General features: G+C 73.4%; 24 protein-coding genes. 14 read left to right on the top strand and 10 right to left on the bottom strand.

The genetic code is table 11. The features are described 5' to 3' along the window. Window positions 1-73 precede the first annotated feature (73 nt). Window positions 74-1,333 (bottom strand): type VII secretion-associated serine protease mycosin, encoded by a 1,260-nt coding sequence (gene mycP, locus A6A25_RS41640; protein ID WP_073900081.1) that lies wholly within the window; start codon window positions 1,331-1,333, stop codon window positions 74-76. Window positions 1,334-1,431: 98 nt separating this feature from the next. Here mycP and A6A25_RS41645 point away from each other — a divergent pair, with 98 nt between their 5' ends. From A6A25_RS41645 to A6A25_RS41660, 4 genes are read left to right on the top strand one after another with little or no spacing between them, the layout of a single operon-like run. Further along, window positions 1,432-1,770: a YbaB/EbfC family nucleoid-associated protein gene (locus tag A6A25_RS41645; RefSeq protein WP_073900083.1), complete on the top strand. Its 339-nt coding sequence runs from the start codon at window positions 1,432-1,434 to the stop codon at window positions 1,768-1,770. Next, window positions 1,767-2,066 (top strand): hypothetical protein, encoded by a 300-nt coding sequence (locus A6A25_RS41650; protein ID WP_073900084.1) that lies wholly within the window; start codon window positions 1,767-1,769, stop codon window positions 2,064-2,066. The genes A6A25_RS41645 and A6A25_RS41650 overlap by 4 nt, the downstream gene beginning before the upstream one ends. A 1-nt stretch (window position 2,067) precedes the next feature. Further along, complete coding sequence (locus A6A25_RS41655) at window positions 2,068-3,102, top strand: WXG100-like domain-containing protein (protein WP_073900086.1); 1,035 nt, start codon at window positions 2,068-2,070, stop codon at window positions 3,100-3,102. Further along, the gene (locus A6A25_RS41660; RefSeq protein WP_073900088.1) at window positions 3,099-3,635 is read left to right on the top strand and encodes a hypothetical protein; all 537 of its coding nucleotides are present in this window, start codon (window positions 3,099-3,101) and stop codon (window positions 3,633-3,635) included. The genes A6A25_RS41655 and A6A25_RS41660 overlap by 4 nt, the downstream gene beginning before the upstream one ends. On the opposite strand, the gene A6A25_RS41665 is transcribed toward A6A25_RS41660, so the two are convergent. Further along, on the bottom strand, window positions 3,618-4,427 hold the full coding sequence (locus A6A25_RS41665) for a bestrophin-like domain (RefSeq protein ID WP_073900090.1): 810 nt from the start codon (window positions 4,425-4,427) through the stop codon (window positions 3,618-3,620). The genes A6A25_RS41660 and A6A25_RS41665 overlap by 18 nt on opposite strands. A gap of 195 nt (window positions 4,428-4,622) precedes the next feature. Between A6A25_RS41665 and A6A25_RS41670 the strand changes: the two genes are divergently transcribed. Together A6A25_RS41670 and A6A25_RS41675 are read left to right on the top strand one after the other, a co-directional pair. Then, complete coding sequence (locus tag A6A25_RS41670) at window positions 4,623-5,780, top strand: glycoside hydrolase family 6 protein (protein WP_073900092.1); 1,158 nt, start codon at window positions 4,623-4,625, stop codon at window positions 5,778-5,780. Between the two features lie 136 nt (window positions 5,781-5,916). Continuing rightward, window positions 5,917-6,276, top strand: coding sequence for a DUF2203 domain-containing protein (locus tag A6A25_RS41675; RefSeq protein WP_073900094.1), 360 nt, complete (start codon window positions 5,917-5,919; stop codon window positions 6,274-6,276). A 12-nt stretch (window positions 6,277-6,288) separates the two neighbouring features. On the opposite strand, the gene A6A25_RS46570 is transcribed toward A6A25_RS41675, so the two are convergent. After that, window positions 6,289-7,920 (bottom strand): tetratricopeptide repeat protein, encoded by a 1,632-nt coding sequence (locus tag A6A25_RS46570; RefSeq protein ID WP_073900095.1) that lies wholly within the window; start codon window positions 7,918-7,920, stop codon window positions 6,289-6,291. A 5-nt stretch (window positions 7,921-7,925) separates the two neighbouring features. On the opposite strand from A6A25_RS46570, the gene A6A25_RS43755 reads away from it, so the two are divergent. Beyond that, window positions 7,926-8,297, top strand: a complete 372-nt coding sequence (locus tag A6A25_RS43755) for a hypothetical protein (RefSeq protein WP_143193756.1) — start codon at window positions 7,926-7,928, stop codon at window positions 8,295-8,297. Here A6A25_RS43755 and A6A25_RS41685 read toward each other — a convergent pair. From A6A25_RS41685 to A6A25_RS44515, 7 genes are all read right to left on the bottom strand, one after another. After that, a complete protein-coding gene (locus A6A25_RS41685; RefSeq protein WP_073900096.1) occupies window positions 8,248-9,102 on the bottom strand; it encodes a HesA/MoeB/ThiF family protein in 855 nt (284 codons plus the stop codon). The genes A6A25_RS43755 and A6A25_RS41685 overlap by 50 nt on opposite strands. 263 nt (window positions 9,103-9,365) lie before the next feature. Continuing rightward, window positions 9,366-10,946 carry a S8 family peptidase gene (locus A6A25_RS41690; RefSeq protein WP_073900098.1) on the bottom strand — a complete coding sequence of 527 codons (1,581 nt, stop codon included), beginning with the start codon at window positions 10,944-10,946 and terminating at the stop codon, window positions 9,366-9,368. Window positions 10,947-11,145: 199 nt separating this feature from the next. Further along, window positions 11,146-11,784: a hypothetical protein gene (locus A6A25_RS41695; RefSeq protein ID WP_073900100.1), complete on the bottom strand. Its 639-nt coding sequence runs from the start codon at window positions 11,782-11,784 to the stop codon at window positions 11,146-11,148. Next, window positions 11,768-12,208: a DUF4383 domain-containing protein gene (locus A6A25_RS41700; protein ID WP_073900102.1), complete on the bottom strand. Its 441-nt coding sequence runs from the start codon at window positions 12,206-12,208 to the stop codon at window positions 11,768-11,770. Before A6A25_RS41700 ends, A6A25_RS41695 begins: the two co-directional genes overlap by 17 nt. Before the next feature lie 92 nt (window positions 12,209-12,300). Next, complete coding sequence (locus A6A25_RS46180; RefSeq protein ID WP_241829205.1) at window positions 12,301-13,188, bottom strand: STAS domain-containing protein; 888 nt, start codon at window positions 13,186-13,188, stop codon at window positions 12,301-12,303. Continuing rightward, entirely contained in the window at window positions 13,160-14,116 is a 957-nt protein-coding gene (locus A6A25_RS41710; protein WP_073900104.1) for a Ppx/GppA phosphatase family protein, read from the bottom strand. Before A6A25_RS41710 ends, A6A25_RS46180 begins: the two co-directional genes overlap by 29 nt. A 305-nt stretch (window positions 14,117-14,421) precedes the next feature. Then, complete coding sequence (locus tag A6A25_RS44515) at window positions 14,422-14,586, bottom strand: hypothetical protein (protein ID WP_158073920.1); 165 nt, start codon at window positions 14,584-14,586, stop codon at window positions 14,422-14,424. 51 nt (window positions 14,587-14,637) lie between these two features. Between A6A25_RS44515 and A6A25_RS41715 the strand changes: the two genes are divergently transcribed. The 7 genes from A6A25_RS41715 to A6A25_RS41750 all read left to right on the top strand — a co-directional run bounded on the left by A6A25_RS41715 (window position 14,638) and on the right by A6A25_RS41750 (window position 19,679). Further along, window positions 14,638-15,009, top strand: coding sequence for a hypothetical protein (locus A6A25_RS41715; protein ID WP_143193757.1), 372 nt, complete (start codon window positions 14,638-14,640; stop codon window positions 15,007-15,009). A gap of 10 nt (window positions 15,010-15,019) precedes the next feature. After that, the gene (locus A6A25_RS41720) at window positions 15,020-15,505 is read left to right on the top strand and encodes a GNAT family N-acetyltransferase (RefSeq protein ID WP_073900108.1); all 486 of its coding nucleotides are present in this window, start codon (window positions 15,020-15,022) and stop codon (window positions 15,503-15,505) included. Between the two features lie 67 nt (window positions 15,506-15,572). Further along, window positions 15,573-16,493 (top strand): sensor histidine kinase, encoded by a 921-nt coding sequence (locus A6A25_RS41725; protein ID WP_073900110.1) that lies wholly within the window; start codon window positions 15,573-15,575, stop codon window positions 16,491-16,493. A gap of 148 nt (window positions 16,494-16,641) precedes the next feature. Continuing rightward, on the top strand, window positions 16,642-17,379 hold the full coding sequence (locus A6A25_RS41730) for an alpha/beta fold hydrolase (RefSeq protein WP_241829206.1): 738 nt from the start codon (window positions 16,642-16,644) through the stop codon (window positions 17,377-17,379). 10 nt (window positions 17,380-17,389) lie between these two features. Continuing rightward, window positions 17,390-17,938: a hypothetical protein gene (locus A6A25_RS41735; protein ID WP_073900112.1), complete on the top strand. Its 549-nt coding sequence runs from the start codon at window positions 17,390-17,392 to the stop codon at window positions 17,936-17,938. A 128-nt stretch (window positions 17,939-18,066) separates the two neighbouring features. Further along, entirely contained in the window at window positions 18,067-18,714 is a 648-nt protein-coding gene (locus tag A6A25_RS41745) for an HAD family hydrolase (protein WP_073900116.1), read from the top strand. 8 nt (window positions 18,715-18,722) lie between these two features. Further along, the gene (locus tag A6A25_RS41750; RefSeq protein WP_073900118.1) at window positions 18,723-19,679 is read left to right on the top strand and encodes an LLM class F420-dependent oxidoreductase; all 957 of its coding nucleotides are present in this window, start codon (window positions 18,723-18,725) and stop codon (window positions 19,677-19,679) included. Window positions 19,680-19,693: the final 14 nt, after the last annotated feature.

Here is a 19,693-nt window from a genome sequence, read left to right on the forward strand (position 1 = left end):
AGTGGGCCCCGACGCCGGTTGGCGTCGGGGCCCTTCCGCGTCCAGGTCTTCCTGCGGGTGGGTCTTCGCGCGGTCAGCGGCGGAACAGGAACACCTGGTCCGGCACCTCGGCCGGCGGCGAGCCCTCGGGCAGCGGGTCGAGCCGCGTCGGCGCCCACCGCCGACGGCGCCCGTTGACCAGCACGAACGCCAGCACCGCAGCCGCGACCACGACCCCGGCAGCCAGCACCACCTGCCCGCGCGCGCTCTCCGCCGCCGCACGCCACCACGCCCGTTCCCGTACCGCGTCGGGGTCCGGCGTCGGCTTGACGACCACCGGCACGAGGTCCGGCTTGGCCGCCGCCAACCCGTCGGTGACCGCGCGGTACGGGTTGACCACGCCGACGCCGTACGCGGCGGCCTGGCCGCGGGCCGGGCTCGCCGTGGCCAGCAGCCGCCGCGCGACCTCCGGCGCGGGCAGCTCCGGCCACGCGGCCCGCACCAGCGCGGCCGTGCCCGCGACGAACGGCACGGCGAAGCTCGTGCCCTCCCAATACGCGTGCCCGCCCGCCCGGGTCGCGCCGGCCACCGCCTTGCCCGGCGCGACCAGGTCGACGTAGTCACCGACCTGCGACCCGGCCATCCGGTCGCCCGCGATGTCGATCGCGCCGACGCCGAGCACCCCGTCGTACGCGGCCGGGAACGACGGCAGCCGAGGGCCGCCGCTCTGCTGCCGGTTGCCCGTGGCGGCCACCACGAGCACGTCCTTGGCCACGGCGTGCGCCACCGCGTCGCGCACGTACGGGTTGTCGTCCTGCCCGGACATCGACAGGTTGATCACCTTCGCGCCCGCGTCGACGGCGTACCGGATGCCCCGCGCCAGCACGACCGGGTCCAGCGCGTTGACCGCGCCCGAGTCGTTCAGATCGCGGTCCGCGACCCGCACCGGCAGCACCCGCGCGCCGGGCGCGACACCGTGGAAACCGACGCCCTCCACCTGGTCGGCGGCGATGATGCTGGCCACGGCGGTGCCGTGCGACCCGCAGTCGAAGTCGCCGGGCAGGTCACCCACGAGGAAGAAGTCCTCGCCCCGCACCACTTTGCCCGGCGCGGCCAACTGCGGGTGGTCGCGGTCGACGCCGGTGTCCACGACCGCGACGAGCACCCCGCCCCCGGTGCTGTGCGGCCACGCCCGCGTCACGTCGAGCGCCTGCTGCGCCCACGGCAGTTCCCGGATCGGCGGGCGCGCGGGCTCCGGGTCGCGGCAGGCGCCGGGCGGCGGCGCGGCGTGGGCGTCCGGTGTGGACAGTGCCACGAGCGCGACGGCCGCGAGCGCGGTGTTGAGTCGTCTCACGGGCCCATCGTCGGCACCGCGCCCGCGAGCCGTGCCGCGGTGGCCGGAAGCGGTCACGTGCCGCCGCACGCGGGTCGTGCCGGGCGAGCATCGCACCCATGGACCCCGCAGCCTACCGGCGCCTCGCCGACGACCTGCGCGCCGTGCAACAGGGCATGACCGCGATCCGGGCGAGCGCGGACTCACCGGACGGCCTGATCACCGCCACCGTCGGCGCGCGCGGCGAACTGCTCGACCTGCGACTGAACCCGCGCGTCTACCGCGACCCGGACGCCGCCGCGCTGGGCAGGCGGATCGTCGCGGCGGTCGCCGAAGCGGGACGACTGGCCGAGGCACAGGTCGTCGCGCTGACCAAGCACCTCATGCCGTCACCCGAGGCGACCGACCCCCGGTTCGACCCGCTGCTCGGCGAGCTGGACCGGAGGGCGCGGCGATGAGCTTCGTCCACCTCGACACCGACGCGGCGGACCAGGCGATGACCGGCATCGAGGCGGCGGCCGCGGTGTTCGGCAACGCGTGGACGGCCCTGGCCGGCCAGATCACGGCCAACGAGTCCGGGATCGGCGCGGGCCTGCTGGCCCAGGCGTTCCGCGCCAAGTACCGGCCGGAGCCGGTGCGCACGGCCGCCGACCAGCTGCCCGTCGCCTACCGCGACAGCGCCGCCGTCGGCCGCCAGTGCGTGCTCGACTACGTCACGGCCGACCGCACGGGCGCCGGCGCGTTCGGGGGTTGACGTGCCGATCGCACCTCCCTCCAGCGCGCACGGCCTGTGGCCCAGGGTCAACGCGCTCGTCGAGTGGCCGGACACGGACGAGGACATGATGCGGCTGCTGGCCGCCGAGTGGGGCGAGGCGGCCGGGCACACCGAACCGCTGAGCCGCCTCGACCTCGGCCCGATCGCCACCGCGTGGGCCGACCCGGCCGGTCAGGCGTTCCACGGCCGGATGACCGCGCTCGGCGCAGCCGCCGGCGAGGTCGGCACGCGGATGCACGCGCTGCAGACCCTCGCCGCCGCGTTCGCGACCGACGTGACGTCGGCCAAGCAGACCATTGTGGACGTCATCAACGCCAACATCCCCTTGTACGCCAAGGCGGCGCAGCTCGACCCCGCCGTGGCCGCGGCCACGCAGGACCGGTTCGTCACCGAGATCGCGGCCTGGCTCAACGCCTACCTCGCCTCCCTCGCCGGCCACGGCCCACCACCGCCACCGTTCGTGCCGCCCGAGGGACCCGCGAAGGAGGGTGACGGCGACACCGTGTTCGGTGAGATCGGCAAGTGGGCCGGGGTCACCTCCGCCGTCGCGGGCACGCTGGCGCTCATCCCGGGCGTGAACGCCTTCGCCGCGCCGGTCGCCCTGCTCGCCGGCGGTGTCGCGCTGGCGGCGAACGCGACCGACATGGCGATCACCGGGGACTTCGACCTCGCCACGCTCGTGGGCGACACCCTGGGCGTGCTCCCCGGCGTCGCGGCGATCAAGAACGCGGAGCACGCGATCACCGGCATCGGATCCCTGTTGCGCGCCGCCGACACCGGCTTCGAGGCCGCGCCGCTGCTGAAGGCCGCCGCCGAGGGCGTCTTCTCGAACCCGGCGGTCTCGACCGGGGTGGCAGTCGGTGTGCAGGGCGGTGTCTCGCTCGCCACACAGGTGCCCGCGATCCTCGGCTGGGGCGAGGAGGCCGAAGGCGTCGCCACGGCCATCGCGGCGAACGCCAACGGTGTGCAGGCGATTCCCGACAGGTGGGTCAACGTGATGAGAGGTCTGTCGTGACTCTGCCGTTCACGTTCGACGTGCCGCCGCAGTTCACCCCGATGGACTTGGCGGCCGAACCGGCGGACCGGGCGGCCCGGACCGCACGGCTGATCGCTGACGCGTGGCCCGAAGCGACCGCCGCCCAGCGCACCGCCCTGCTGTCCGCGCAGGAGACGTTGGTGGCCCGGCTGCGCGAGGCCGGCGTGCGGTACGCGGCCACGGTGCTGGAACCCGCGGGCCCGACCACGGGCCTGTTCACCATCGCGCTGCACCCCACCCGCGACCACGACCCGCTGACCGCGCTGGCCACCGCGGTACCGCGGTCGGCCACCGTCCGCGAGGTCGACCTCGCGCTGGGCCGGGCGCTGATCATCGCCCAGGACGCCGCCCTGGCCGACCGGGTCGTCCGGCAGTTGCAGGTGGTGGTGCACCTGCCCGCCGAGGAGGCGGTGGCGGTGTTCGGCATCGCCACCGAGCACCTGGCCGAGTGGGAGACCTACGCCCTGCACCTGGCCCGCGTCGTCCGCGGCACGTCACGCGCCCGCGCGTAGCCCACCCGCCTGGTCGCACGGGAGCGTCTCCTGGTCGTACCGGACGTCGTAGCCCTCGGTGATGTAGTCCTCGGTGGAGTGCAACGCCTCGGTCGACACGCTGATCACGCCCGCGAACGGCCGGTCGACGTCCTGGATGAGCAGCAGGCACAGGGTGAACAGCGTGGTGAGCACGACGAGCGTGGCGATCTCCAGCCCGCCCCGCCGGGAGGGCAGGTTGAACGCGAACGCCACCACGGTGACCGCGAGCGAGATCACCATGAACCAGTAGAGGATCTCCGGGATCGCCGGTGCCGACTGCGCGATGCGCTCCATGCGCGCCTCGGAACGCCGCTCGTCCGCGTTGACCAGCGTTTCGAACAGCGGGTCCGCCGCGCCGAGTTCCTTGAGCACCTGGCGGAACCGGTCGCTCCAGACGCTCGGCACGGGTGAGAGGCCGCTGCCCTCCTCCATCTGCGCCCACTCGTGCGCCAGCACGGCGCGGGTGTAGCAGATCGTCGCACCCTGCAACGTCTGTGCCGCGGGCTCCGGCGCGAACTCGGCGAACTCGAACAGGTGCTCCACCACGACGGCCTCGGACCGCACCGCCTCGTCCGCCGCGCTGTACGACTCGGCGGCCACCACCAGCACGAACGCCAGCAGCAGCACGGCCAGCGTCTCCATCGGGCTGGTCAGGTCACTGGTCGTGATCGGTTCGCCACCCGGCTCGAGGTGCCTGCGCCGCTTCAACAGCCAGTTGAAGAACAGACCCAGCGCCAACGCGCAGACCGCTGCCGCAATGGTGGTGATCACGTCTCCACAGGTAGACGGCGTGGCAGGGGCCCACAACTCGAACGGCGCACAAGCACTCGTCCAGGTGGCAGGTAACGACCAGGTTTCGAAAAGGTGCCCGCACACGTGACCGGGGGTTGTGATGCAGCTCATCAGCACGCATGCTGACCGCCGGATGGGAGCGCTCCCAGACAGCGTTCCGTGAGGAGCAGTCGAGTGAAGAACGGACCGAGAGGACGGCGCGTCGGGCTGACCCTGGCGGCGACCGCGGTGTGCGCGTTGATCGGCGCCAGTGGCGCCGGAGCGGAGGGAACGGTGACGGCCTCGGGACCACCGCACCTGCCGAAGGGCACGTCCTTCTACGTCGAACCCGACAGCAACGCGGCCCGGCAGGCCGAGCAGTGGCGGGCCGAGGGCCGGGTGGCGGACGCCGAGCTGATGGAGGCCATGGCCGCCCAGCCGACCGCCATCTGGTTCACCACGGCGGGCGCCGACCAGGTGCGCCAGAACGTGCGCAACGTCGTGCAGGCCGCGAAGGCCAAGGACCAGGTGCCGGTGCTCGTGGCGTACTTCGTGCCCTACCGGGACTGCTCGCAGTGGTCCGCGGGCGGCGCGCTCAGCGAGCAGGAGTACAAGGACTGGATCGACGCCTTCGCCGACGGCATCGGTGACGAGAAGGCGGTCGTGGTGGTCGAGCCGGACGGCCTGGCCCTGATGACCAGCGAGCCGTGGTGCACGATCGGCCCCGACTCGGAGCTGGTGCCCCAGCGGTTCCGCGAGATCAACCACGCCGTGGACGCGCTCAAGCGCGGCAAGCACACCCGCGTCTACCTCGACGCGGGGCACTCGGCGTGGCAGGCGCTCAACGACTACGACGCGGGCTACGGCGAGCCGCGCCAGCAGCTGGGCATCGTCAACCGCCTGCTCCAGGGCGGTGTCACGCGGGCGGACGGGTTCGCGCTCAACACCTCGAACTACCGGTTCACCGAGGACCTGGTCCAGTACGGCACCCGCGTGTCGAAGTGCATCTACCTGCGCACGGAGCGGGGTGCGACCAGCTGCCCGACCAACGAGGAGTTGGACGCGATGCCGGTGCACATGCCGAAGATGACGCACTTCGTGCTGGACACCAGCCGCAACGGCCTCGGCCACTACACGCCCGGCGAGGGCGAGACCGACTGGTGCAACCCGCCGGGCCGCGGCCTGGGCGAGCGGCCCACGGCGAACACCGGCATCCCGCTGGTGGACGCGTACCTGTGGGTCAAGCGCCCCGGTGAGTCCGACGGCGAGTGCCAGGGCGGCCCGGCCGCCGGCCGCTGGTGGCCCCAGCAGGCGCTGGAGCTGGCGAAGCTGGCCTCACCGCCGCTGCGCTGACTGACGTCGGGGCCGCCTCACCGCTGGGGCGGCCCCGACTCGTCGCGGCGCACGCCGAGTGGCGCGTGCCGCACGCCGGGTCGCCGCGCCCGCGGCGGGTAGCCTGTCCGGGTACGGCAACCACGGCGGACCAGGGGTGACCGTGTTCAGCGTGCCCGAGGCGCGAGAAGAGCTGGCCAGGCTCCTGCCGGTGCTCACCGAGATCATCGAGGTCCGGGCCGACGCCGCCGAGCTGGCCGCTTCCCTCAACGGCGGCGGACCCACCGACCTCGGCGGGCTGCCCGAGCTGAAGGCGGCCCAGGCCAGGCTGGACGACCTCATGACCACCGTGCAGGCGACGGGCGCCGAGCTGAAGGGCTTCGCGCCGCTGCTGGTCGACTTCCCGTCCGACCTCGACGGCGTGCCGGTGCTGCTGTGCTGGCTCGAAGGCGACCAGGGCCTGGACTGGTACCACCGCACGGACCTGGGGTTCGCCGGACGACGCCCGCTGGCGTAACGGCCGGGCCGCTCACAGGAACGACGGCAGCCGCAGCGCGCGCTCGTCCAGCCCCAGCTCGGCCAGGATCGCGTCGCACTCCCGCCGGTACTCCCGCGCACCGTCCGGGTCGGCGATCGCGAGCCGCGCCAACGTCCGCGCCACGTCGAGCGGCGCGCCCACCTCCCGCCAGAGCGCCAACGACCGGCGCAGCACCCCGGCCGCCTGCCCGCCGCGGCCCAGTTCCAGCTCACCCATCGTGACGAGGGTCCGGGCGGTCTCGTCGCGCACGCCCAGCTCCTCGTGCACCCGCAGCACGCGGTCCAGCCGCTCGGCGGCCCGGTCCCACTCGCCCCGGTGCAGCCACACCCTGGCCAGGTCGTGCCCGATGCGGGCCGACCCGAGTTCGTCGTCGAGGCGGGCCACGAGCGCCGCCGCCTCGGTCAGCAACCGTTCCGCCGCGTCGACCCGGCCGACGGCCGGCAGCACATCGGCGGCCAGCACGAGCAGCAGCGCCCTGCTCCGGTCGCTCTCCTCCTCCGACCACTCGGACAACAGCCGTTCGACCACCGGCACGGCCCGCGCGGAGTACCCCGCCTCGTGCCAGGTGCGGGCCAGCGACAACGCCAGCCACCGGGCCAACGGCGGCGGGACGGACTCGTCACACGCCTCGACGCCCTCCTCGAACCAGCGCGCGGCCTCGGCGAGCCGGCCCAGGCTCTGGGCCGCCCACCCGGCGTTGCCCAGCGCGCCCACCACCCCGAGCCGGTCGCCGAGCTCCCGCGCCAAGGCGAGGCCCTCGGCCGCCAACGCGGGCAGTTCCGCGAACCGAGACCGCTGGGCCGCCAGCCCGAACAGGCCCAGCAGCAGCCGGACCGCCTGCCGGTCAACGCCGTGCGCCCTGGTGACCTCGGCGGCGGCACGCAGGACCCGTTCCCGCTCCACGTCGTAGGTGCGCAGGGCGAGGAACCCGGTCAGGCGCAGCGCCAACCCGCCCGCGAGTTCGGCCAAGCCGAGCCGGCACGCCTGCTCGACGCACGCGATGAGCGTGGTCAGCTCGACCTCGAACCACTCCCGCGGCGCGGCGGCGATCGGCCCGGCCACGTCGTCCGGCACCAGCGGCAGGTCGAGCCCGACCGCGTTCTGCAGGCCGTGCCCGACCCGGTCGTCCGCCACCCCGGCCCGGCCGAGCCAGCCGGACAGCACCCGCCTGAGCGCCGCGTCACGCTCCCGCGGCGGCTCCTCCTCGGCGACCCGTTCGGCGACGAACTCGTGCACCAGGTCGTGCAGCCGGAAGCGCTCCTGCCCCACCCGGTCGCGGCCGAGCACCTCGACCAGGTGCACGTCGGCCAACGTCTCCAGCAACCGGTCCACCGGCTCGTCACCGCCCACGAGCGCACCCGCCACCCACGCGGGCCACTCGGTCGTCGCGGCCAGGCCGAGCCGGCGCAGCAGCAGCCGGGCGGGCGGGTCGAGCAGCCCGTAGCTGGTCGCGATGACGGCCCGCACGTCCAGGTCGCCCAACGACAGCTCGTCCAGCCGCCGCCGCTCCTCGGCCAGCCGGTCCCACAGCCGCGCGACCGGCCAGTCCGGGTGCACGGCGAGCCGCCCGGCGGCCACGCACACGGCCAGCGGCAGGTGGCCGCACAGCGTTCGCGCAACCACGGCAGGTGCTCGCGGCGCGGTTCACCACCCGGCAGGGGCCGACCGTCCACACCGGACACGAACTCCAGCTCGACCAGTGCCTCGGCGAACTCCACGACGTCGAGCTCCACGTCGTGCTCGCGGGCGATCCGCTCCTCCACCTCGCCCACGGTCGACCCGGCGTCCAGCATGGTGATCGCGATCGCGCCGATCCGGGGCAGCTCGACGAACCCGCCCGTCTCGACCCGGCCGACCACCACCTCGTCCGGGTCGTCGTCGCTGTCGCGCACGGCCAGCCGGTGCAGCCGCAGCACGCTGGACGGCCCGATCGCCACGTCGGTCGACGGCTCAGCCATGGCCGCAGGTCGGGCAGTCGACGTCGTGCGGCACGTCGATGAAGTAGTGGTGGCCCCAGTCGGCGAAGTTCCAGTGCAGCACCCGCCCGCGCACCTGCGTCGGCAGCCCGCCGAGGTGGTAGATCACCTCCAACGCGCACAGGTGGCCGCTGACGCTCGCGCTCGCCGCGATCACCGCGTTGGCGCGGTCGTCCGGGAACAGCACCCGGCTGTCCGACACGTGCTCCTGCGTGTTCATCCACCGGAACAGGCACTCCCAGCAGCCCGTCTCCCCCGGCACGTACCCGCCGACGACCGCCATCGGTCCGGTGTAGAGGGACACGAACCACGGCGTGCCGGTGCGCAGCGCGGCCTCGTTGGTCCAACGCATGATGTCCGGCTGCGGTTGGTCGGCGCACAGCACGAACGCGTCCCGGCCCGCCATCAACTCGGCCACGTCGTCCGCGCCGGTGACCCTGCGCTCCTCGCCGGTGACCTCGACCAGCGAGTTCATCGCGCGCAGCCGGGCCACCGCGCGGTCCACCTTGGGCGCGCCGACGTCCCCCTCGTCGTACAGCAGCTGGCGGCACAGGTTCGACTCCTCGACGGTGTCGAAGTCCGCGCAGTGCAGGTGCCCGACCCCGCTCGCGACCAGCCCGGACGCGACCGCCGACCCCGTGCCGCCGAGCCCGAGCAACGCCACCGAGGCGTGCTTGAGCCTGGCCTGGATCTCGTAGGGCGAGCTGCGCAGCGTGTGGTCTCGAGCTTCTCCAGCTTGCGGATCTTGACGCTGACCTTCTTCTTGGTGTTCTCCACGACTGCCTCCCTCGGTCGCGGCCTCTTCCCGTGGGACCGGTGGACAAGCCAAGCCGAGGCCTCTAACAACTCTCTAACCGCGGCCGATGAGCCGCACGCGCGAGCAGGCGGTACCAACGAACCCCGCGCGAGCAGGCGGTACCAACGAACCCCGCGCGAGCAGGCGGTACCAACGAACCCCGCGCGAGCAGGCGGTACCGACGAACCCCCGCGCGAGCAGGCGGCGCCGGCGAACCCCCGCGCGAGCAGGCGGGCGGCGACCGTGGTGGTCACCGCCCGCCCGCACCCTCGCGGCCGGTTGGTCTCGGTGGTGGGTCAGAACGCGAGCGACCAGGCGTCGATGGTCCCGGTGTCGTACGTGTAGACGTCCTTCACCCGCAGCTTCCACGTGCCGTTCTTGTTCTCCTTGGACGTGTCCACCTTGAACGTCTCGTGGATGCCGTCCGCGGAGTTCTCGCCACCCGAGGCCCGCAGCGGGAACACCGCGCCGCTCGGGCCGATCAGGTCCACCGCCAGGTCGGCGGTGTACGGGTGCACGATGTCGACCTTCACCGAGGTCTGCGGGGTGCCGGTGCCCTCGCACTCGGACACGACGATGTCGGAGGTGACGGCGTCACCGGCGTCCGGGATGGCCACGTCGTCGGTGTTCGTACCACCCGCGCAGGTGGGCGGATTCGGGTTGCCGCCGATGAACCCCGTGTACAGCAGCTTGTTCGGCGAGCCGCTGCCCGGGTTCTTGACCACGTGCGGGGTGGCGTTGTCGATCAGCGCCTTGGTCACGTCCGCCGGGGTGGCGGCGGCGTTGGCGGGGTTCGCGCCCAGGTACAGCGCCGCCGCGCCCGCCACGTGCGGTGCCGCCATCGACGTGCCGTTGATCGTGCGCTCGCCGCCGTTGTTCCAGGTGGAGGTGATGTTCGAGCCGGGGGCGAAGAGGTCGGTGCAGCGGCCGGTGTTGGAGAACGTCGACCGCTTGTCCATGCTGTCGGACGCGTTGACCGTGATCGCCTCGGGGGTTCGGGCCGGCGAGACGTTGCACGCGTCGCGGTTGTCGTTGCCGGACGCCACGGCGACCGTGACCCCGGCCGCGACCACCTTCTTGACCGCGTCGTCTATCGACGTGCTGGCCGTGCCGCCGAGGCTCATGTTGGCCACCGCCGGCTTGGCCGCGTTCTTGGCGATCCAGTCCAGCCCACCGATGACCTGTGACCACGCGCCGGAACCACGGCAGTCGAGCACCCGCACGCCCACCAGCTTCACGGCCTTGGCCACGCCGTACGTGGTCGAGCCGATGGTGCCCGCGACGTGCGTGCCGTGGCCGTGGCAGTCCTGCGCCACCGCGTCGTCGTCGATGAAGTCGTGGCCGTCGGCGGCCCGGCCGCCGAAGTCGGGGTGCTCCTTCTGGATGCCGGTGTCGACCACGTACGCGGTCACGCCCTCGGCGGTGTTGTGGTAGTTGTACTTCTTGTCCAGCGGCAGCGTCTTCTGGTCCACCCGGTCCAGGCCCCAGGTCGGGTTCTCCTGGGTACCGGTGGCGTGCGCCTCGCCGTCCTGCTCGACGTACTCCACGGTCGGATCGGCGGCCAGCCGGCGCGCCTGCGTCGCGTTCATGGTGGCCGCGAAGCCGCGCAGCACGGCGGTGTAGGCCAGCTGGACCTCGCCGCCGTACCTCCCGACGAGCGCCTCGGCGGCGGCGGGCGTCTGCTCCAGGCTGACCGAGTCCGCCCGCAGCACGACGATGTAGCTGTCCGGCACCGCGCCCGGTCGGCCGGCGCCGACGACGTCGCCCTCCGGTTGCCCGCCGGCGGCGTAGCCGTAGCCCGCGCCGACCGACAGCAGGGTTGCCGTGGTCAGGCAGGCGGTGACGACCCGTCGCCGGGTCGAGCGATCGTGTCGCATCGGTCGTTCTCCGTTTCCACTCGGCCGCCCGGCAGGGATGTGGTGTGCAGACAGGCGGCCACGTGGACCCACCCTCCGGCGACGACGGACGCCTAACAATCCGGATAGCGGTACGTAGGTCTACGCGAACCGAGAGGGCGGTGGTCTCCGGACTTCGACGAACTCGCCATGGCCTTCTACTACCCGGCCCACAGCACGCTCATGCGTCCAGAGCAGTCACCGGATCGGGCGATCGGCCGCGTCGACTGCCCCGATAGGCCCTCTCGCGGGCGCGGGCCAGGACGTCGGGTGCCAGGTCGAGGCCGGGCGGCCGGTTCAGCACCGGGTCGAGCGCGGGCAGGTCGCGGTCGACGTCCAGCGGACGGGCCACCAGCCTGCCGACCGGCCGCCACGGTGGGCCGATCTCCAGCCGGAACCCCAGTTCGGCGGGCAGGTCGGCCAACGCCGCCGAGCGGAGCCGGACCGGGTCGGGCACGGCGGCCAGCCACACCAGCCGGTCACGCCAGCGGAACGGGGTGATGCAGCCGTACCGGGCGCTCGCCCAGGTCCGCGCGGGTCGCGGCAGCACGCGGGCGAAGCAGGTGGACAGCAGCACGTCCCACGGTCCCGGCAGCCGGAACGCCAGGCCGAGCACGTCGGGCAGCCCGCCCGGGGTGCCGACGCCCTTGGACAGCCGACCGGACACCTCCACCACGCCGACCGGCAGCGGCAACCCGGGGTCGAACGTCGCGGTCACCGTGCCCTCGAACCACCGCCCGCGCGGGTGGAACGCCTTGGCGTCCCGCACGCCGGCCAGCGCGCGGAAGGCGGGCTCGACGAGGTCAGGCACTGCGGGCATTCGGGTTGCCCTTGAGCGCCAGGCCGAGCCCGATCATGCCGACGCCGAGCCCCAGGTGCAGCCAGTCGTCGGCGTCGTTGACGGGCACGAAGTTCGCCGCGCCCGCCTTGTCCACGATCAGCCCGTACAGCCAGAGCAGCAGGTACGCCACACCACCGCCGACGAGGAACGCCCGCGCCGCCACCGCCGTCCGCGCCATCACCAGGCCCACCGCGCCGAACAGCAGGTGGACCAGGTTGTGCAGCACGGACACGTGGAACACGCCGATCAGGTGCGCGCCGGACCCGGGACCGGCGAACGTGATCCGGTCGAGGTGGGTGGTGATCCCGGGCACGAACCCGAGCACGCCCACCACCAGGAACACGACCGCGACCCCCATGGCCGCGCCGCGGACCGGGTGCGGCAACCGCGTGGTCGCACTCATCGCGGATCCCCTCGCTGTGACGGTGGCTCCCGCTCGACTACCCCGTGATCACCACTCGAAACGACCCGCGCCTCCCGGTCACCGAGGTGGGCTCACCACCCACCCCCGACGTGCCCGTCCTCCCCCGACCCGCCCCGCCCGTCGCCACCGGCACCCGCGGCCCGCACGCCACGACCCGCGACACCACCGCCGTCACCACTGGAACCCGGGCCCCGCGCAGCACCACCGGCACGACGCCCACCATCCGACCCGGCCCGCTCGCCACCGCCGGAACCCGCGGCCCGATCGCCATCACCACCCGACACGGCCCGCTCGCCCCGGCCCGCACCACGCCCGTCGCCGTCCACCGAACCGGCGTGCCCGTCACCGCCCGACCCGGCACGCCCCCCGTCACCCGGAACCGCCTGCCCGTCCCGGCCCGAGCCGACCCGGCCGTCCTCACCGGCAGCCGCCGGACGCCCACCGCGCGACACGACCCGCCCACCGTGACCGGCAGCCGCCGCACGGCCGTCACGCGACACCGTGCCGCCCGAGACCGTGCCGCCCGAAACCGCCCGCGCCCCACCGGCCGCCGCCGCGCCACGCTCCTCCGCACTCGCCACCGCCCGCCCGGACGCCGCCGACGCGACGTCCGGGTAGCGCGGGAACAACCGGTCCAGGTCGGTGCGCTCGAACACCCGTCGCACGTGCGGCGGCACGGCGGCCAGCCGCAGCCAACCACCGGCCCGCTGGGCCCGCGCCCGGGTCCGCACCAACGCGCTCATCGCCTGCGCGCCGCAGAACGCGACCCCGGACATGTCGAGCACGATCCGGTCACGTCCCTCGCTCACCAGGCGGTCCATCCGGTCCAGCACCCGGCGCGCACCCGCCAGGTCCAACTCCCCGGTCGCCACGACCACCGCGCACCCCGTCCGGTGGGCCTCGACCGACAGCGCCAGCATCCCGATCCCTTCACGCCACCCGGCAGTACTCGTCGTCATCGCCCGTCCCGATCAGGGACAGCAACAACCCTTCCCTGGTCGACCACGGGCATATCTCCACCTCGTCGGACCCGGTCGCCACCATCAACGCCTCCACCACCAGCGCTCCCGCCAACGACTGCTCCGCCCGGTGCCGGGAGATGCCGGGCAGCCGGGCGCGCCGGGGCGCGGGCAGCCGGGCCAGGCGGGGTATCCAGCCGCGCAGGTCGGCCAAGCGCAGGGAGCGCGGCACGAACGGCCCCTCGTGCTGCGGTCGCGCTCCGGCCAGCCGCGCCAACTGCTGGAACACCTTCGAGCAGCCGACGGCCCGGTGACCGTCGACCGACGTGCCCTCCAGCGCGGCCACCACCCGGTCGTGCACCAGCACCTGCTCACGCGCCAGGCCGCGGTGGTCCCGCCGCACGGTCCGGTTCAACCCGAGCCGCCGGGTCATCGTGCGCGCGCCGAACGGCAGCGAACGCGTCAACGACGGCTCCACGTCCTCACCGGCGGCGAGCTCCACCGTGCCGCCGCCGACGTCGAGCACCAGCAGCGGGCCGACGTGCCAGCCGAACCAGTGCCGCGCGGCCAGGTAGGACAGGCGCGCCTCCTCCCGGCCGGGCAGCACGCGCAGCCGGGTGCCGGTGAGCCGGAGGACCTCGGCGATCACCTGGTCGGCGTTCGGCGCGTCGCGGATGATGGAGGTGGCGAACGGCACGACGGCGGAGACACCCGCGCGCTCGGCGACGCGGTGGGCGATGCGGACGGCGGTCACAACCTGTTCCACGCCTTCCGGGCGCAGTCGGTTGTCGCGGTCGAGGGCTCGGTCGAGCCGGAGGCGGGTCTTGTGCGAGACGACCGGGTTCAGTGGTGAACCGGAGACGACGACGAGGTTGGCGCTGAAGCAGCCGACGTCGAGAACACCGACCTGAGCAGGCCGTCTGGACATACGTCACCACCGTTCGCGCGTGAGAGGTACCGGGAGGAGTGCCCAAAAACGCATCGGGTGAAACCGGATTGGGTGATCCTGCTCCGGGTAGTTCACGACCACGAGTGCGATGCGGCTGACGTCCGCGCGGGCCGGGTACCAGGCGCCCGTAACGCTCGATGTCCTGCCAGGTCACCGACCTGCCCAGCCCCCACCGGAACCGCGTCGACCGGGCGCGGCTCACCACGTCGGAACTGCCGGGTTCGCCCGGTGCCCGCCGGTTCAGACCACCGGCCGACGCCGCCAGGTCCGGGCTGCCGGCAGGCTCAGAACTCCGGGATCTCCGGCCCCTTCCGCGCCGGCTCCGGCTCCTCGTCGCCGATCAACGCCCGGTACTCGTCGACTTCCTGCGGTGTCGGGTCGATCGGGGCTTCCTCGGCCACCTCGTCCGGGTCGACCGGCTCGCCCACTGGTTCCTGTGCTGCCGTCATGGCCGCTGGTTACCCAGTGTGCGGGTGCTCGAACGGGGTAACCGTGACGCCGTGACCATCCACGCGAGACGAGACGTCCCCGCCCTTCCCGACCTGGTCTTCAACGCCGCCGCCGATTCCGCCCGGCTGGCCGCGTGGCTGCCCGACCCCTACCAGGTCGTCGGCCGCTCGGACGACGTGCTGATCCTGCGCGCCCACGGCGAACCGCACCAGGTCAACCTGGCCGCCGACTACGACCAGCTGCTCCTGACCTGGGAACCCCTGGCCGGGCACGGCTGCCGCGGCGAGCTGCGGGTCTCGCTGGCGGGTGTCGCGGGCAGCGTCGCCGAACTCCGGGTGGACGACTGCCCCGACGACCAGTTGCCGTCCCGCCTGCTCGAAGCCCTCGCGAATGAGGTTGAGCGCAACCTCACCGCCGGCTGACCATGCCCCGGTGGACCTCCGCCCCGCCCGACCGGACGAACTGCCGCTGCTGCCCCCGATCGAACGGGCTTCGGGCGAGCAGTTCCGCGACTTCGGCATGCCGGAAATCGCCGACGACGACCCGATGCCGCTGAGCACCCTCGCCCACCTGCACGTCTGGGTGGCCGCCGACCCGCACCCGGTGGCCTGGGTCGCGGTCGAGGTCGTGGACGGCGCGGCGCACGTGGAGCAGCTCTGCGTGCACCCCCACCACGCCCGGCGCGGCATCGGGGCGGCGCTGCTCGACCACGTCGGGAGTTGGGCCGCGGCGCGCGGGCTGCGGGCGTTGACCTTGACGACCTTCCGCGACATCCCGTGGAACGGACCCTATTATCGACGGCTCGGGTTCGGTGAGCTCACGGACCTCTCGCCGGGCCTGGCGGCCGTCGTAGCGGCCGAAACCGCGCGCGGCCTGGACCCGGCGACACGCGTTTGCCTGCGCAGACCGCTCCCGTAACGGCGTTCGGGCGCGATACTGGACGGGCAGACCTCCCCGCCAGCGACCGTTTCGGAGGTTCCCCAAGGTGGTCGACTTCGTGCACGAGGCGCTGTTCTACCGCGACGACGAGCAGTACCTCGCGGGCACAGTGCCGTTCGTGCGCGACGGCCTCGCCGCCGGTGAGCCGGTGCTGGTGGCCGTGCCGCAGCGCGGGATCGACCTGGTGCGCCGCGCGTTGGGCGGGCAGGCCGAGCAGGTCGAGTTCCTGGACCTCAGACGCGCCGGGCGCAACCCGGGCCGGATCATCCCCGGCGTGCTGGCCGCGTTCACCGACAACAACGCCTCCACCACCGGCCGGGTGCGGATCATCGGCGAGCCGATCTGGCCGGAGCGCACCGACCTGGAGTACCCGGCCTGCGTGCAGCACGAGGCGCTGATCAACACCGCGTTCGAGGACCGCGCCGCCTGGATCCTGTGCCCGTACGACACGGCGAACCTCACGCCGGCGGCGGTGCGCGACGCGGAGACCACGCACCCGGTCGTGGTCGAGGGGCAGCAGCGCAGGCAGAGCGTCGGCTACCGCGAGCCGTTCCTGGTCGCCGAGGAGTTCAACCGGCCGCTGCCCGCGCCGCCGCCGGACGCCGTCGTGCGCCGGTTCGACCTGGACGGCCTGGCCATCACCCGCCGGCTGGTCGCCGCGTTCGCCACCGACACGGGCCTGACCACCGACCAGGTGGAGGACCTGGTGCTCGCGGTCAACGAGCTGACCACCAACAGCGTGGTGCACGGCGGCGGCTTCGGCACGCTGGTGCTGTGGCGGGAGGGCGGCGCGGTGGTGTGCGAGGTGCGTGACGCGGGCCGGCTCGCGAACCCCATGGTGGGCAGGCGCAATCCGGGCGTGAACGCCCACGGCGGGTACGGCGTGATGCTGGTGAACCTGCTGTGCGACCTGGTCCGGGTGCACACGCACGAGGACGGCACGTCGATCCGCGTGTACGTCGGCTGACCTCGCGGTCGGCACGGCCCACCGAAGCCGCACGCCCTGTGTGCTTGCCCACGCACCGGTCCCGACCGGCGGGTTCGCGCTGGTCGCGATCACCCTTCGCGCGCGAAACAGCGGCGGCGGACGGTGCCGGACCGGCAGAATCGGTCACGTGACTCCCGCACTTCTGCTCGCCCACGGGGCCGGTGGCACGGTCCGCGCGAACTTCAGCCCGCTCATCCCGCGGCTGTCGCGCAAGCGCAAGGTGCACGCGGTGGACTTCCCCGGCTCGGGGACCACCCCGCGCGCGACCGGGCCCCTGGACCTGGACGACCTCGCCGACCGGCTGGTGGCCACCGCCGAGGGTGAGGAGCGGTTCGCGGTCGTCGGCTACTCGATGGGCTGCGCGGTCGCCGTGCGCGCGGCGCAGCGGTACCCGGAGCGGGTGACGGCGCTGGTGCTCACCGCCGGCTTCGCCCGCATCGACGACGAGACCAGGGAACGGATGCGGCAGTGGCGTCGGCTGGTGGACGGCGACCGCGCCGAGCTGGCCCGCTTCCTGATGTCCATCGCGCTGGGCGAGCCGTTCCTGCGGCGGATGACCGCCGAGCAGACCGACGGCTTCCTGGAGCTGATCGCGTTGACCATCCCGGCCGGCACGCCCGAGCAGGTCGACCTGGTGCAGGAGATCGACCTGCGTGAGGAGCTGCCCTCGTTGGCCGTGCCGACGCTGGTGATCGGCGCCAAGCACGACCGGCTGATCGCGCCCGGCACCACGCGGCAGCTGGCCGACCTGATCCCCGGCGCCCGGTGGGCCGAACTGGACAGCGGCCACTCGCCCGCGGTGGAGGCACCCACCGAGTGGGTCCGGCTGATCGAGGAATTCCTGGACTCACTGCCCGCCCGCTGACCGCCGCCGCATGCGCAACAGCTTCGACGGCACGGCCTGGTTCGTGCTGCAGGCCAGGGACGTGCACGGCGACGTGCACGTCCACCTGCCGTCCACCGCGGAACCGGCCGACCTCGCGGCGGCGGAGCTGGCCGGGCTGGTGCTGGCGCAGTGGCGCGACGAGTCGGCCGCCCGCGACCTGTTCGACCCCGCGCCGCTGCCGGTGGTGTGGCGGGCGGGCCGCGCGGACGCCGACCACCCGGAGAACATCGGCGGCGACGTGCCCGAGGGCGACGACCTGGTCGGGTTGGCCGAGGCGTTCCGCGCACTGCCCCGCGGCCGGTTGGTGGTGCTCGGCGAGCCGGGGTCGGGCAAGACCACGTTCGCCATGCTGCTGGTGCAGCAGCTGCTGGTGAACCTGCGGCAGGGGCAGTCGGTGCCGGTGCTGCTCCCGGTGGCGTCGTGGGACCCGGCCCGCGAGCGGTGTACATGGTCGGCTCGTGGGCCGGGTGCGCCGCGGTGGCGCTGCTGGTCAGCGCGTCCGGTCGGTGGGCGGTCACCAGGGTCGGCCTCGCGCTGACCGGGCGCCTGCCGTGGGCGGCCAGGCTGGGCACCACCGCCGACCAGCACCCGGACCTGGAACGGGCGCTGGCGCGGTTCGCGGGGTCGGCCGGTTTGCGGGTCCGTCGGCCGGGTTAACCAGGCCGCATGACCAACACGCTCGTCCTGGACGTCGACGGGACGCTGGTGGACACCAACTTCCACCACGCGGTGGCCTGGTTCCGCGCGTTCCGCCGCTTCGACATCACCGTGCCGACCTGGCGGCTGCACCGGTCCATCGGGATGGGTGGCGACAAGCTCGTCGCCGCCGTCGCGGGCGAGCACGTGGAACGCGAGCACGGCGCCGAGCTGCGCAAGGCGTGGGAGGTGGCGTTCGAGCCGATGCTGGCCGAGATCCGTCCGTTGGAAGGCGCGCACCGCCTGGTCGCCGCGGCGCTGGAGCAGGACTTCGCGGTGGTGCTGGCCAGCTCGGGCAAGCGCCACCACGTGGACCACTACCTGAAGCTGATCGACGCCTCCGGCATCCCGTCGACCTCGTCGGACGACGTCGAGGACAGCAAGCCCGCGCCGGACCTGATCGAGGTGGCGCTGCGCCGGGTGGACCGCGGCGGCCGTGCCGTCGTCATCGGCGACTCGGTGTGGGACTGCGAGGCCGCCCAACGGGCCGGGCTGCCTTCGGTGTGCCTTCGCACGGGTGGTTTCGGCGACGCCGAGTTGCGGGAGGCCGGGGCGTCGGCAGTCTACGAAGAACTCGACGAGTTGCGGGCGGACCTCACCGACCTGCCGATGGCGTAGGAGGAGTCGTGCGGATCGGGTACACGCTGATGACCGAGCAGGCGGGGCCGCGCGAGCTGGTCGAGCACGCCGGGCTGGCCGAGCAGGCGGGGTTCGACTTCGAGGTCATGAGCGACCACTACTCGCCGTGGTTGGACGAGCAGGGGCACGCGCCGTACGCGTGGAGCGTGCTCGGCGCGGTCACCCAGGCCACCGAGCGGGTCGAGCTGATGACGTACGTGACCTGCCCGACCGTGCGCTACCACCCGGCGGTCGTGGCGCAGAAGGCGGCGACCGTGCAGCTGCTGTCGGGCAACCGGTTCACGTTGGGCATCGGCGCGGGCGAGAACCTCAACGAGCACGTGGTCGGCCGCGGCTGGCCTCCGGTGAACGTGCGGCACGAGCTGCTGCGCGAGGCCGTGGAGATCATCTCCCAGCTGTTCGACGGCGGGTACGTCAACTACTCGGGCCAGCACTTCCGGGTCGACTCGGCGAAGCTGTGGGACCTGCCCGAGCAGCGCGTGCCGATCGCGGTCGCGGTGTCCGGCGGCCAGTCGGTGCGCACGTTCGCGCCCCTGGCCGACGCGATGGTGGCCACCGAGCCGGACGCGTCGCTGAGCCAGGAGTGGGACGTCTTCCAGGGCGGGCAGTCGCGCAAGATCGGCCAGCTGCCGATCTGCTGGGACACCGACCGCGACGCGGCGATCGAGCGGGCGCACGAGCAGTTCCGGTGGTTCGGCGGCGGCTGGAAGGTCAACTCGGAGCTGCCCGGCACGGCCGGGTTCGCGGGTGCGACGCAGTTCGTGCGGCCGGAGGACGTGGCCGCGCAGATCCCGTGCGGCCCGGACGTCGGCCCGGTGGTGGAGGCGGTGGCGAAGTTCCGCGAGGCCGGCTTCACCGACCTGGCCCTGGTGCAGATCGGCGGCGACCACCAGCCGGAGTTCCTGGACTTCGCCAAGGGCGAGCTCCTGCCCGCCCTCCGCTGAGCGGCGGACTACCC

This window comes from Saccharothrix sp. CB00851 (assembly GCF_001905065.1).
Taxonomy (GTDB): Bacteria; Actinomycetota; Actinomycetes; order Mycobacteriales; family Pseudonocardiaceae; genus Actinosynnema.